This is a genomic window from Bradyrhizobium erythrophlei (assembly GCF_900142985.1).
Classification (GTDB): domain Bacteria; phylum Pseudomonadota; class Alphaproteobacteria; order Rhizobiales; family Xanthobacteraceae; genus Bradyrhizobium; species Bradyrhizobium erythrophlei_B.
In genome coordinates, this window is the sequence record NZ_LT670849.1 from 5,126,029 (window position 1) to 5,138,377 (window position 12,349).

The 12,349-nt window shown below is 61.7% G+C and carries 13 protein-coding genes; 4 read left to right on the forward strand and 9 right to left on the reverse strand.

All coding sequences use genetic code 11. The annotated features are described in order from the left end of the window. Positions 1-47: 47 nt before the first annotated feature. The 3 genes from BUA38_RS24405 to BUA38_RS24415 all read right to left on the reverse strand — a co-directional run bounded on the left by BUA38_RS24405 (position 48) and on the right by BUA38_RS24415 (position 2,730). A complete protein-coding gene (locus tag BUA38_RS24405; RefSeq protein WP_072821913.1) occupies positions 48-1,283 on the reverse strand; it encodes an ABC transporter substrate-binding protein in 1,236 nt (411 codons plus the stop codon). A gap of 394 nt (positions 1,284-1,677) precedes the next feature. Beyond that, positions 1,678-1,938 (reverse strand): ATP-dependent Clp protease adaptor ClpS, encoded by a 261-nt coding sequence (locus BUA38_RS24410; protein ID WP_072821915.1) that lies wholly within the window; start codon positions 1,936-1,938, stop codon positions 1,678-1,680. A 15-nt stretch (positions 1,939-1,953) separates the two neighbouring features. Next, complete coding sequence (locus tag BUA38_RS24415) at positions 1,954-2,730, reverse strand: cyclase family protein (protein ID WP_072821917.1); 777 nt, start codon at positions 2,728-2,730, stop codon at positions 1,954-1,956. 207 nt (positions 2,731-2,937) lie between these two features. Between BUA38_RS24415 and BUA38_RS24420 the strand changes: the two genes are divergently transcribed. Then, positions 2,938-3,624 carry an SGNH/GDSL hydrolase family protein gene (locus tag BUA38_RS24420; RefSeq protein ID WP_072821919.1) on the forward strand — a complete coding sequence of 229 codons (687 nt, stop codon included), beginning with the start codon at positions 2,938-2,940 and terminating at the stop codon, positions 3,622-3,624. After that, positions 3,609-4,763 carry an acyltransferase family protein gene (locus tag BUA38_RS24425; RefSeq protein ID WP_072821921.1) on the forward strand — a complete coding sequence of 385 codons (1,155 nt, stop codon included), beginning with the start codon at positions 3,609-3,611 and terminating at the stop codon, positions 4,761-4,763. Before BUA38_RS24420 ends, BUA38_RS24425 begins: the two co-directional genes overlap by 16 nt. Here the strand turns inward: BUA38_RS24425 and BUA38_RS24430 are convergent. Both BUA38_RS24430 and BUA38_RS24435 read right to left on the reverse strand, forming a co-directional pair. Next, complete coding sequence (locus tag BUA38_RS24430; RefSeq protein ID WP_083587744.1) at positions 4,741-5,727, reverse strand: alpha/beta hydrolase; 987 nt, start codon at positions 5,725-5,727, stop codon at positions 4,741-4,743. The genes BUA38_RS24425 and BUA38_RS24430 overlap by 23 nt on opposite strands. A 14-nt stretch (positions 5,728-5,741) precedes the next feature. Beyond that, on the reverse strand, positions 5,742-6,995 hold the full coding sequence (locus BUA38_RS24435; protein WP_083587745.1) for a lactonase family protein: 1,254 nt from the start codon (positions 6,993-6,995) through the stop codon (positions 5,742-5,744). Positions 6,996-7,245: 250 nt separating this feature from the next. On the opposite strand from BUA38_RS24435, the gene BUA38_RS24440 reads away from it, so the two are divergent. Then, positions 7,246-7,494 (forward strand): hypothetical protein, encoded by a 249-nt coding sequence (locus tag BUA38_RS24440; protein WP_072821923.1) that lies wholly within the window; start codon positions 7,246-7,248, stop codon positions 7,492-7,494. A 127-nt stretch (positions 7,495-7,621) separates the two neighbouring features. Here the strand turns inward: BUA38_RS24440 and BUA38_RS24445 are convergent, their stop codons facing one another. The 3 genes from BUA38_RS24445 to BUA38_RS24455 all read right to left on the reverse strand — a co-directional run bounded on the left by BUA38_RS24445 (position 7,622) and on the right by BUA38_RS24455 (position 9,344). Beyond that, positions 7,622-7,828: a hypothetical protein gene (locus BUA38_RS24445; RefSeq protein WP_072821925.1), complete on the reverse strand. Its 207-nt coding sequence runs from the start codon at positions 7,826-7,828 to the stop codon at positions 7,622-7,624. An 11-nt stretch (positions 7,829-7,839) separates the two neighbouring features. Next, positions 7,840-8,085, reverse strand: a complete 246-nt coding sequence (locus tag BUA38_RS24450; RefSeq protein WP_072821927.1) for a hypothetical protein — start codon at positions 8,083-8,085, stop codon at positions 7,840-7,842. Positions 8,086-8,243: 158 nt separating this feature from the next. Next, the gene (locus BUA38_RS24455) at positions 8,244-9,344 is read right to left on the reverse strand and encodes a hypothetical protein (protein ID WP_156898695.1); all 1,101 of its coding nucleotides are present in this window, start codon (positions 9,342-9,344) and stop codon (positions 8,244-8,246) included. Positions 9,345-9,511: 167 nt separating this feature from the next. On the opposite strand from BUA38_RS24455, the gene BUA38_RS24460 reads away from it, so the two are divergent. Further along, positions 9,512-11,053 carry a M28 family peptidase gene (locus BUA38_RS24460; protein WP_083587746.1) on the forward strand — a complete coding sequence of 514 codons (1,542 nt, stop codon included), beginning with the start codon at positions 9,512-9,514 and terminating at the stop codon, positions 11,051-11,053. Positions 11,054-11,056: 3 nt separating this feature from the next. Here BUA38_RS24460 and BUA38_RS24465 read toward each other — a convergent pair whose 3' ends face one another. Beyond that, positions 11,057-12,346: a TRAP transporter large permease gene (locus tag BUA38_RS24465; RefSeq protein WP_072821933.1), complete on the reverse strand. Its 1,290-nt coding sequence runs from the start codon at positions 12,344-12,346 to the stop codon at positions 11,057-11,059. Between the last annotated feature and the right edge of the window lie 3 nt (positions 12,347-12,349).

Sequence of the window (12,349 nt, forward strand, 5' to 3'; positions counted from 1 at the left end):
GCTCAAGAAAATGCTCCCGGGGGTTACCCGGGAGCATCATTGAACGTTCAGTTCGACGTGACCTTGATGAAAGCCGGGAACTTCAATTTGGCTTTGGCGACTTCCGGCGGCCAGACGGCGACCTGCTTGCCATCCTGCCATTGCAGCATCGCGCCGGTGATCAGGCCTTTGCCGTACTTGATCGAGTGGGTGAACGGATCGTCCTTGCCGTAGAACTGGACGCGGCCGATGGTGCCGACCCAGTCGGTCTTCTCCAGCGCCTCGACCAGCTTGTCGGCGTCGGTCGAGCCCGCGCGCTTCACGGCGTCGGCGATGAAGTACACCTCGTCATAGGAGGTATAGCCGGCGTAAGACGGGAAGTTGCCGAACTTCGCCTTGAAGGCGTTGGCGAACGGCACGCTCTTCTCGGTGACCGCCAGACCCGGTCCCGACACGCCCTGATAGAGCACGCCGTCGGACGCGTTGTTGGTGTCCTTGCCGAAGGTCTCGTTGGTGGCCTGCGAGGAGATGCCGAACATCGGAATCGGAACCTGCTGGTTCTTCCACTGCACGGTCGGCTGCACGCCGACATGCGAGATGCCGGTGATCATCACGTCCGGCTTGGCGCCTTCGATCTTGTTGAAGATCGGCGTGAAGTCGGTGGTGTCGGGCGAGAAGCGGATATGGTCGAGCACCTTCAGCCCGATCTTGGGCAGGCATTCCTCGTAGCCGATGTCGAGCGGTTTGGTCCAGGCGGCGTCCTCGCTCATGATGACCGCGGTCTTCATCTGCTTCTGATCGACGAGCAATTCCTTGGCGGCGTCGCAGACCGACATCGCCAGCGCCGCCGAGGTCAGATAGCCGTGGAAGGTGTACTTGTTTTTCTCGTAGTCGGCGTGAATGGCCTTGCTGATTTCGTTGGAGGCCGCGCCCGGCGTAATGAAGGGCATCTTCAGGCGCGCAGCCCAGGGCTCCAGCGCCAGCACCACTTCGCTGGTGTAGCTGGCGATGACGATGTTGACCTTGTCTTCGTTGACCGCGCGCTGGAAGGCGCGGACGGAGTCGGGCGCGGAGGAGTGGTTGTCATAGGTGACGAGCTCGATTTTGCGGCCGTCGACGCCGCCCGCGGCGTTGATCTCGTCGGCGGCAAGCTGGGCGGCCTGCGGGATCGAGGCGCCGGCGATGGCTTGCGCTTCGGCGATGACGCCGATCTTGATCGGGTCGGCGGCGAACGCTTGACCTGCGCCCAGCACGAGGCCAAGCGCCGTCGCGCCGAGCAGCGAACGGATAGATGTTGTTGTCATGACGTTCCTCTCTGTTTCCTCAAGACCGGGCGGCCTTTGATGTCGCTGGCCTTGTTGTTGTTGGTTTTGGCGGCCTTGGGCTCATTGTAGCTTTGCTTGCGGTCCCAGCAAGCGAAACGGCAACAGCCACTCGCGGTGGTACGATCCTGTCCGCGCGTTGGAAAGTCCAAAATCGTCGCAGCCGTTCGGTTTGAGGGCAATGTTAACGGGTGGCTGCGGGTTGTCTGGAACAAGCCGCGAAGCGGCGTTTTCTCATCTGAATTCAACGCATTATAGCGCCATCCGGCCAAGGCCGGATTCGATCGGCCCGGGCGCTGTTTGCTTCTCGCGGCTTCAGGTTTTCAGCCATTTGCGACGCGCGAAAACTTCGCCTTACGCGCGATGAGACGAAAGGCTAACGCGCCTCTTCGAGTATGCATTTGAGCGGATGGTTGTGCTTGCCGGCAAGCGCCAGAATGGCGGCGACCCGTGTTTCGGCCTCGTCGCGCTCATAGGTGCCGCAGATCGCTTTTCCCTCGTGGTGAACGCGAAGCATGAGCTTGCAGGCGTCGTCGAAGCCGAGATCAAGAAACTCCTGCAAGACGTGTACGACGAAGTCCATGGGGGTTACGTCGTCGTTCACAAGCAGCACGTTAAAGAGCGGGTTATCTGGCATGACGACCCTCGTGGGTTAATCGTCGATGATGGCGACCGCGCGTGTCCAGCCCGCAGACGCGCGTTCGATCTTCACCGGGAAGCACGAGACCATGAAGCCCTTGGACGGCAGGCGCTCCAGATTGTGCAGCTTCTCGATGTGGCAATAGCCGATGTGGCGTCCGGCCTTGTGGCCCTCCCAGATCAGGCCGGCATTTTTGCTCTCGGCATATCTTTTCGCGGTGAAGACGAATGGCGCGTCCCAGCTCCAGCCGTCGATGCCGGTCAGCCGCACGCCGCGCTCGAGCAGGTACATCGTTGCCTCATAGCCCATGCCGCAGCCGGAATTGACGAAATCGGCCTGGCCGTATTTGACGCCGGCGGAGGTATTGACCACGACGATTTCGAGCGGCGACAGCGTATGTCCGATGCGCTTCAACTCCGTCTCGACGTCATCAGCGGTGGCGACGTAGCCGTCGGGAAAATGCCGGAAGTCGAGTTTGACGGCGGGCTGAAAGCACCATTCGAGCGGCACCTCTTCGATGGTCCAGGCGCGCTCGCCGCGGTTCATGGTCGGATGATAGTGATAGGGCGCATCGAGATGGGTGCCGTTATGGGTCGAGAGCTGCACCGTCTCCATCGCCCAGGCCTGGCCGTCCGGCAGATCCTCGGCCTTGAGACCGGGAAAGAAGCCCAACATGCGCGGCAGACTCTGCTGGTGATCGTGATATTCGATGCGCGGATTGATGCCGGGTGGATCGGCCGGCACATCGTTTTGCAGCGGCACGGAGATATCGATCAGTTTTCGCGCCATGGCGCTCCCTCGCTTCTTGGTTTGTGCATTGTGGGGCCCGTGGGGGCGCACCTGTCAAGGTCGGGTGGTTAACGATTTCACGGCCCTTCCGCGAAAGATATTTTAAGGTTCCGCCTGCTAGTTTTTTAGCCCGGCGCTACAACGCTTGGGCGCCAGTTTCCTGGCTGCACTTTGACCTGCTTCTTCACCTGATATTGCGGTGGCGAGATGACCGGAGCGCGAATTTCCATGATGGCGATCGCGGTTGCGGTGCTCGCGATCGGCGTTGCCCTGGCCGGCGTTTCGTTCTTCAGGCCAAACACGGTTGTCGATACCCACCGGTATACCCGTCAGGTCATTCTGCACTACACATTCAGCCGGGCCGATCATCCCTTCATCGTTCTCGGTGACAGCATCACGGAAGCATCCACCCTGCCGCGGTCGGCCTGCGATCATGCCCTCGTCAATGCGGGGCTCGATGGCGCCTCGACGGCGAGCGATCTCGGGACCTGGCTTAACGACGTGCTCGAGGGCCGGCGCGCCGGAGCCATCGTCGTCGCGCTCGGCACCAACGATGCGTTGCAGGGGCGCGAGCAGAAGGAATTCGAAGCGAATTACGCAAGCCTGCTCGCCAAGCTCAAGGGGTCAGCCGACCACCTCGTCGTGCTCGGCATTCCCTCCGTTGAGGTGCGCGGGCGCATGCCGGCGGATTACCAGGCTGCAACCATGCGCCGCATCGACGCCTTCAACGCCGCGCTGCCTGCCTTGGCCGAGAAGGCGGGCGCGACATTTGCTCCGCTGCCGCCGATGGGCGCGCCGCACACCATCGATGGCGTCCATCTCGATACCGCCGGCTACGCCGTCTGGGATGCTGCCGTTCTCAAGGGAGTGTCCGGCGCATGCGGCACGCATTGACGCCAAACGCTTCGACGCAAGCTTCGCCCGCGAACAAGCTCGTCGCGCTCGAAGGCTTACGCTTTCTTTCGGCTTTTGCGATCCTCGTGTTCCACTATCGCCATTTCTTCTACGTCGCGAGCGAGCCGGTCGGACTGGTGCAGGAGCGCCTGCCGCTCTACGGCGTCCTGCATGTGCTTTACGATTCCGGGCGGCTGGGGGTCTGGATCTTCTGGTGCATCAGCGGATTCATCTTCTTCTGGAAGTATCGCGACGCCATCGCCGGGCGCACCATCGGCGGCTGGCAATTCTTCGTGCTGCGCTTCTCGCGACTTTATCCGCTGCACTTCGTGACCTTGCTCGTCGTGGCACTGCTTCAAGCGGCGTATTTCAATTCGCATGGGTGCTTCTTCGTCTACCAGAGCAACGACGTCTGGCACTTCCTTGCACAGCTCTTTCTGGCGAGCGAATGGAACGGCAAGGAGGACCTCAATTTCAACGGCCCGATCTGGTCGATCTCGGTCGAAGTGCTCGTTTATCTCTGGTTCTTCCTGATGCTGCGCGTGACGCGATCGTGGTGGTTGAACGCCGTTATCGTGCTCGTGTGCCTGAATGCCGTGCTCGAAGGTTTCGGCTCGCAGCTTCTTCTTTGTCTGGCGTTCTTCTACATCGGCGGCCTGGCGGCGATCGCGCGGCGGGCAGTTGGCACGTCGCGCCATCATAACGCCATTGAAACGTCTGCCGTGCTCGCCGCCGTCGTCAGTCCGCTCGCGGTTGTCGTTGCGCTGGGCGATCGCCTCGGCGCGCTCGAGTTTCCGCTGCTGCTGGCCTATACGCCGATCCTGCTGTTCTGCCTGTCGCGGGACGTCGCTGTACCGCACTGGGCGCAGGCTACGATCGAGGCGGCCGGCAACATGACCTATTCAAGCTACCTGCTGCATTTCCCGATTCAACTGTCTGTCATGATCGGCTTTGCCGTCGCCGGACGCCCGGTGCCGGTCTATAGCGGCGCGCTGCTCGCCGTCTATCTCCTGACGACGCTGCTACTGTCCTACGTCACGTTTCGCTATTTCGAGGCGCCGGCGCAGCGCTTCATTCGCGCCGCCTTTCGACGCGACGTACCGTCGCGCGACGTGCTTACGCCAGCTTCATCAGCTTGAGCGCGGCGAGCCCGTTCGGGCCGTAAGGGTTTCCGAGGCTCTCGCACATCTCGAAGTGATTGAAGTTCGCGGCTTCCAGAAGCTCGACCGGCTTGCCGGCGGCCTTGACCGCGGCGGCAAAGTCGCGTGACTGGCGCTGGAAATCCGGCGTCTCGAAGCTGCCATAGGTGACGGTGATCGGTGCGCGCAGCAGATCGATATGGCGGATCGAGCTCAGGCGCTGCTCCATGTCGTCGTCGAACTTCACATAGTTGCTGCGTGCCGAAAGCCGCGCCGGCTTCAGATCATACATGCCGCTCATCAAGAGCGCGCCGCTCAGCATGTCGGCCGGCAGCCCGAAATCCTTTTGCCAGTCGGTCACCGCGGCCACGCCGGCGAGATGGCCGCCGGAAGAGTGCCCGCCGACATAGAATCGTTTGGTGTCACCGTTGAAAAGGCCGGCGTTCTTGTAGACCCAGGCGATGCCGCGCCGGACCTGATCGGCCATCGCTCTCAAGTCGCCATTGGCCGCATCGACCTGAATGAAGTCGAGCGCGACATAGTTGACGCCGGCATTGACGAAGAGATCGGCCGGATAGCCGTAATCCTTGGCGCTGCCGAGAACCCAGCGTCCGCCGTGGACGTAGACGAAGATCGGCGCATTGGCGGTTCGCGCCGGATAGACGTCGAGACCTTCGATCGGTGTCGGCCCATAGGCAAATCGCTTCGGCGCACCCAGCCGCTGGCGCGTGGTTTCGCTGATCGAGGCGTAGCGCTTGCTGAACTGCGCGATCATCGGCGCATAGACCGACTGGTCATAGGATGCATCGAGCTCGACCTGGTCCATGTCCATCCAGACCCTGGGTCCTTTCTCGTGTGGCGGGGGACCGACGCGGCATTCTTCCGCCAGCGCCGGCGTTGCGGCGATGGCGGCTGCGGTGCCGAGGAGGGAGCGGCGCGTGATGGCGCTGGATCGATCGGACATGTTCACCCCGGTTTTCAGGCTAATGTCACCATACCGGCCCAGAACTGCTGTTTCTGTTCGGTGGCGTCGATGTCGTATTTGCGCGCAAAGGTGAGCTTGCCGTCACCGCCAACACGATACAGCACAAGGCCCGCCGGCATGGTCGTGACACTATTGCCTTCGCGCACGGCGATCGACCAGAGCGGGGCAGCGACGAGCAATTTGCGTGAAGGGTCGATGTTGAAGGTCCGCAGGTAATTGCCGTGGCCGTCGGCGTTCTGGATCAAGGTCGGCTCGCCGGTGGTCTGATTGATGGCAAACACTGCGAGCGAATTCTCGCCACCGGTAAACACCTTCTTGCCTTCGAAGTCGCTGGTCCACCAGGCGCGGTTGGCGACGTAGACAAAACGGCCATCGGGGCTGACATGGATGGCGCCGGCAGCTTGCCGCAGCTTCGAGTTTGGATCGGCGAGTGTGTTCTTGGTGAACAGCGGGTCGCGCGACAGGCCGGTCTTGTCGTCGAGCTTGTAGACCATGAGCTGGTTCTGGCTCTCGATCGAGACGAACACCCAGGGCTTTTTCGGGTGGAAGTCGAGATGCCGCGGCCCGAAATGCATGCCGTCGCCGGGCGCGATGGCCGAAAGATTCGCCAGCACGCCGTCCTTGAAGGTGAAGACCTTGATCGAACCGGGATCGACGGGATTGTCTGACGGCGCGTTGTTGCCGCGCGTCACCAGGATGACGTGCTTGTTGTCGGGCGCGAGGCGGATCTGGTGCGCGAAGATGCCGGTGTCGAGCTTGTTCGGCTGCTGGACCTTGTCGCCGATCGTGCCGTCGGCGTTGATGCGGTGCACGGTCAGGCTCGACGGGTTGTTGTAGGCGATCAGGAGAAAGTGGCCGGAGTGATCGACGCTGGCATGGATCGGGCGGGTGGCGAGCTTGACCGTTTCACCATGCGGCTTCAGCGCGCCGGTTGCGGGATCGATCGTAAAGGCGTTGGCGACGTGCACGCTGCCGGTGGCATCGCCCGCGGCCGGCCCGCCGCTGGAGGAAACCACATAGAGCCAGCGCTTCGAGGGATGCGGCCAGGCATATTGAATGTTGGCCGCCGTCGATACCGGGTCTCGCTTGGTGAGTTCGGCCTTGTCGACGTCGACGCCATAGGGCGTCAGTTGCGGCCCGACGGCCGAATAGAACACGTTCCTGGATGTCATGGTTTTGCCGAAAGCTAGGGTGGGAGCCGCGATGGTGCCCGCGAGCAGGGTGGTGAACGTCCGGCGATCGACCATGAGGAAGCCTCCCACGAATTATTGTTATGAGGAGGCCCATAGCAAAAGGCCGAAATCGGCGCGATCAAAATCGTCTTCGTCAGATCAGCGTTGCATCGACGCCGGGCGAGCGGCCGAACCCCATTTGCGATGCGCTGCACAATAAGCGGGATCGGGCGCGGCGTGCCCGTAAGGGTTTCGTTAACCATTTTTAAGCAATTGGCGAGCGAGATTGGAGGGGTCGATTTTCCAAAGCGAAAGGTCGGACGCCATGATTGAGACCGACGTTTTGAGTCATGAAATCACGGCCCGGTTGGCGCAGCAGCGGGAAGCCTGGCGCGAGCTTGCAAAGCCCGAGCTCACCCAGTTCGACCGTCGCGAAATTCGCAACAGGATCCGGCAGGGCGAGATCGAATTGCGGGATTTCCTGAAAATACGCACCGAACGCTTGCGCTTCTGGCCGCGCGTGGCCGAGCCGCCGGTCGACAGCCTCGCCAATATCAACTTTCGGCTGTTCTGAGACTTTTTCCCTCATCCTGAGGAGCCGCGTAAGCGGCGTCTCGAAGGATGAGGCCGATATGTCGGGGCCTCATGGTTCGAGACGCGCAAGAGCGCTCCTCACCATGAGGGTCTTTGACGCACTAGGATTAGAACTCGAATTCGTCGGTCGACCGTCGCGCCAGCGCGCGAAGGTCGGCGACCGTCCCGCGCACGGCGTTGCAGCGCCGGCAATGGACGCTGGCGCCGTCCGGCGCGTCGGCGGGCTCGATCGGCTTGATCGACAGAGTTCCGCAGACCTCGCAGACGATCTTCAATCCCGTTTGTGTTTCGCAAGCTTGGTCAGCGAGACTCATCGGCTTTTCCTTCAGCCAATGATTGCCGAGGCGACGATGCTGACGCCGGCAAACTTCACGGCGAAGCGGCGGTATCCGCGCGTGACACCGATCGCCATCATGTAGGCGTCGAACTCTTCGCGGAATCCATCGAGTGCGGTCTTGCGGCCCCAGATATAGGGTCCGTAAAGCACGTCGCGCTGGCGCTCGATGAGTTTTGCGGCCGGCGCGACCGCGAGAAACGCCAGCATCGGATAGACGAGAAAATCGATGGTCATTGTTTGGCCCCCGCCATTCTTATTTTTATCCACCGGGGACCAACGATACGCCTGAAGCTTTAAGGCTCCGGCTGAGCATGCTTTTGCAATTGAATGTTTCGATTAGGGAATTTTAAACCACGTTCGCCCCGACGCCGCTTTGGCCCGGGGCACACTTCTCAGGCGATGTGAACGTTGAGCAATGCGAGCAGGATGACGCTGGAGATAGCGAATCCTGCCGTGATGAGGGTCCATGCGATGCGATTGGCCGTCGCCGGTGAAACATCGCGTTGCAGCAAGACCCACCTCAGGCCGCAGGCAACGTGGGCGACGATCGCGATCGGCCCTGCCCAATAATGTGCAATCAGGCGAAGCTTGAAGAGACTGGCCAACAGGCTGTCGTTGGGTCGGGTCAGCCAGGTCCAGTTGGTGTCGATTTCCGCATGGCGCGCCGCGAACACCGCCGTCATATGGGCAAGAAAATAAATGCCGATATATGCGCCGCACATGGTCTGCACGGTGCCGAAGATGTCGTCCGGCATTCTCATCCGTCGCTGCACCAGCACGGCACCGCTCAGTATCTGGAAACCGATCAACGCCAGCAACACCGGTTGGACAATGTCGCCGCGATAAACGTGGCGCACGACGGTCATGATGGCGATGTGGACTTGTCCGCTCCAGAAACCGGCCAGATGATTGCCGATATGAGGCCCGACGAACAGCAGCAGGATTGCGAGAGCGGAAACGCCATGGGCAAGGGCAAGCCGGCGATGTGCGACAGGCGACATCGCAGATGCGGGCGACGACCTGGAGCCCAGCAGGACGATCATCGCCATCAGCGCCCAAAAGATGAGCCATGCGACGGGCACGACTGAGGACGCACGCAGCACGCCTCCGGCGTTTTCGAAGCCCACATAGAGCGAGGGGGTGGCAAATGCCAGAAGGGCAACGCACCGGGCGCGAAAGTCCTCAGGCTTCCCGGCATGCGCTGATCCGAGCACCAGTCCAAAGACGAAGCCGACCAGCATCACCGCCAGCGCCAGTGTCAAGGACGCGACGACGCTAATCCAGACGATCGCCCCGCTCGGCGAGTCCGATCCGTGCAGCAGGACAAGGCCAGCGGACAGCAACTTCAGGAGTGACGGATAAGCCAACGCACAGAGCGCGGGGACGACCAGCCAAAGACGAAGTGATACTCCGCTCAGCCCTGATGAACTATCCGGGCCGGCGTCTTTGGAGGCGATGATCGCTGAAAGACTGGGTTCGCCAGGTTTGGTCATCGCTTCCCTCTTCAGCACCGGACCTTCGTTCCAGCCGAGTCTCGTCCGGTAGAACCCCCGAGGGTTCGGGTAATTCCGAACCGAAATGAACTAACCCGGCGGATTGCGCTTCAAATGGATTGGGGCCGCGTGTATCGAGTGATGATGTTGTTCGGAGCGCGGTGGTCATGAAGAGACTTGTTATTGTGGCGATGCTCTTGTTTGGAGCCGCAACGCCATGTCTTGCGCAGGTGCAAAGTGAAGGATTGACCAGGGACAAGTCGGCGCCGCCGGTCAAGAAGCTCTACGAGGACGACCTGCGACTGCCTGACGATGCCGACAAGCTGTTCCTGCCCGATGACGCCTATCTGCGCTGGCCGCTGCCGCCGGGCGAAGAGGCCTATGCCGATATCGACGGGCTCAAGATGAAGAAGCAAATCCCCGACATTGTTGCGATCTCGCGCAAGAGCCGCGACGACGGGAACCAGTTCTGGGGCCGGATCGCGGGTATGCCTTCAGACCGGATGATCCAGGATTGGGTCGCCGGCGAGTTCAAGGCGATCGGACTGGAGCAGGTGAGGCGGCAGGAAATCGACATGTCGCCGCTGTGGTATCCCAATTCGTGGGATGCAAGCTTTGTGGTGGGCGATGCCGTCACGCCGCTGAAGAGCACGTTCCCGATCACGGACACCGTCGGCACATCAGGCAAGACCGTCGAGGCTCAGGCCGTCTGGCTTGGGCTCGGCACGCTGGCCGACTTCAGGGATCGCGATATCAGAGGCAAGGCCGTGCTGCTCTACAGCAACCCGACACCCGGCGGGCGCGATCATATCGCGCGCTGGAGCGGCTCGATGATGCGTGCCAACACGGCGGGCGCCGCGATGGTGCTCATCGTCATGGATATTCCTGGCAACGTCACGACCGAGCCCGAGGCCGGCGCGGGCACTACGGTGCCGACACTCACCATCAGCATGAAGGAGGGGACGGCGATCCGTGAGGCGATCGAGGCCGGCAAGGACGTCACCTTGCGGCTGCGCGCGGACATCGAACACAAGAGCGGATTGAAGACCGCCAATGTCTGGGGCGTGCTGCCGGGCATGACGGATGAGAACATTCTCGTCATGGCGCATACCGATGCGATGTTCGATGGCGCACTCGACAACGCCTCGGGGATCGTCATGCTGCTGGAGATCGCCCGTCACTATGCGGCGCTTCCGAAAGAGCAGCGGCGGCGCACCATCACTTTTGTCACGACGCCCGATCACCATCACGGTGCGTCCGGCATCAAGTGGATCAACCAGAACATGCGCGGCTTTCTCGACAAGACCGCGCTGATCGTCAATTGCGAACATCCCTCGCAAACCCAGACCTATCGGCTCGGCGCCGGCATCATGACTTCCACGGAGACCAGCGCGCGCCGCTGGTTCGTCAGCGGCAGCGAGACGCTGCGGCGCGTCGTGCTGAGTTCGATGAAGGAGTTCGGCGTCGCCGTCTATGCACGGCCGGAAGGGCGGCCCGGCGGCGAGCTACAGCATATCTATACGCGCGCGCCGGGTTTTCACGTCATCGATCACATCTTCTATCACTCGGATGCCGATACGGTGGACCTGGTGCCGGCCTGGGGGATCGAGGCGGTGGCGCGGGCCTATCTCAAGGTCATCGATACCGCGAACAGGATGGAGATCAGCGAGCTCTCGGCTTCCCGCACCACCGGCGAGTCGCCGAAGTAACGGTCACCGCAGCACGTGCCGTGGCAGCCACAGCGAGATTTCCGGCAGGTAAGTGACGAGCATCAGCACGAAGAACATCACGGCGTAGAACGGCCAGATCTTCTTCATAACCTCTTCGATCGTGACCTTGCCGACCGCGCAGCCAACGAACAGGATTGATCCGACCGGCGGATGGCACAATCCGATGCCGAGATTGAGCAGCATGATCATCCCGAAATGAACGGGATCGACGCCGAAGTTCTGCATCACCGGCAGCAGGATTGGCGTCGCGATCAGGATCGACGGCGCCATGTCGACCAGCGTGCCGAGGATCAGGAGCAGGATGTTGATCAGGAACAGGATGACGTACTTGTTGTCGGAAATCGACAGGAAGAAGGCCGTCATCTTGGCCGGCATCTGCGTCAGCGCCATCACATAGCCGACGCTGGAAGCGCAGGCGATCAGGGTCAGCACCATGGCGACGGTGCGCAGCGTCCGGTGCAGCAGCACGGGCAGGTCGCGCCACTTGTAGTCGCGGTAGATGAACATGGTGACGAAGAACGCCCAGATGCAGGCGACCGCGCCGGCCTCGATCGCGGTGAAGACGCCGCCGAGAATGCCGCCCAGGATGATCACGAGCGTGATCAGGCCCCAGGCCGCATCGATGGTGATGCGTACCGCGTCCTTGGCTGCCACCGTCTGTCCGCGCGGATGATTGTCGCGATAGGCAAAGACGAGACAGAGAATGATCAGCGAGAAGCCGAGCAGAAGTCCGGGAAACACGCCCGCCATGAACAGCGCGCTGATCGAAATCGTGCCGCCGGTCGCCAGCGAATACAGCACGGCATTGTGGCTCGGAGGAACCAGCAGCGCCTGAACCGAGGAGGTGATGGTGAGGTTGGTGGCGAAGACGCGGGGAAATCCGGCCTTCTCCATTTGCGGGATCATCACCGAGCCGATCGCCGAGGTGTCGGCGACGGCTGAGCCCGAAATGCCGCTCAGAAACGTTGTGGCGAGCACGTTGACGACCGAGAGGCCGCCGCGCACGCGGGTGAAGCCGACCAGCACGTCGGCGAACGCGACCAGACGCTTCGCCATGCCGCCTTCGGCCATGATCGCGCCGGCGAGCACGAAGAACGGGATCGTCAGCATCGCGACTTTGCTGACGCCGTCGGAAATCTTCAGCATCACGGCTTCAAGCGGGATGCCGATCGACCAGGCGCCGACGATCGCGGCGAAGGCGAGCGAATAGGCGATCGGCATGCCGATCAGGAAGCAGACGATCATGGTGGCGAGAAGGATGAAGATATCCATGGC

Excerpts from the sequence above, each read along its gene's own strand:
- BUA38_RS24430 (WP_083587744.1), bottom strand. The coding sequence starts at position 5,727 with ATGTCCGATCGATCCAGCGCCATCACGCGCCGCTCCCTCCTCGGCACC.
- BUA38_RS24435 (WP_083587745.1), bottom strand. The coding sequence starts at position 6,995 with ATGGTCGATCGCCGGACGTTCACCACCCTGCTCGCGGGCACCATCGCG.
- BUA38_RS24445 (WP_072821925.1), bottom strand. The coding sequence starts at position 7,828 with ATGAGTCTCGCTGACCAAGCTTGCGAAACACAAACGGGATTGAAGATC.
- BUA38_RS24460 (WP_083587746.1), top strand. The coding sequence starts at position 9,512 with ATGAAGAGACTTGTTATTGTGGCGATGCTCTTGTTTGGAGCCGCAACG.
- BUA38_RS24410 (WP_072821915.1), bottom strand. The coding sequence starts at position 1,938 with ATGCCAGATAACCCGCTCTTTAACGTGCTGCTTGTGAACGACGACGTA.
- BUA38_RS24440 (WP_072821923.1), top strand. The coding sequence starts at position 7,246 with ATGATTGAGACCGACGTTTTGAGTCATGAAATCACGGCCCGGTTGGCG.
- BUA38_RS24450 (WP_072821927.1), bottom strand. The coding sequence starts at position 8,085 with ATGACCATCGATTTTCTCGTCTATCCGATGCTGGCGTTTCTCGCGGTC.
- BUA38_RS24405 (WP_072821913.1), bottom strand. The coding sequence starts at position 1,283 with ATGACAACAACATCTATCCGTTCGCTGCTCGGCGCGACGGCGCTTGGC.
- BUA38_RS24425 (WP_072821921.1), top strand. The coding sequence starts at position 3,609 with ATGCGGCACGCATTGACGCCAAACGCTTCGACGCAAGCTTCGCCCGCG.
- BUA38_RS24465 (WP_072821933.1), bottom strand. The coding sequence starts at position 12,346 with ATGGATATCTTCATCCTTCTCGCCACCATGATCGTCTGCTTCCTGATC.
- BUA38_RS24455 (WP_156898695.1), bottom strand. The coding sequence starts at position 9,344 with ATGACCAAACCTGGCGAACCCAGTCTTTCAGCGATCATCGCCTCCAAA.
- BUA38_RS24420 (WP_072821919.1), top strand. The coding sequence starts at position 2,938 with ATGACCGGAGCGCGAATTTCCATGATGGCGATCGCGGTTGCGGTGCTC.
- BUA38_RS24415 (WP_072821917.1), bottom strand. The coding sequence starts at position 2,730 with ATGGCGCGAAAACTGATCGATATCTCCGTGCCGCTGCAAAACGATGTG.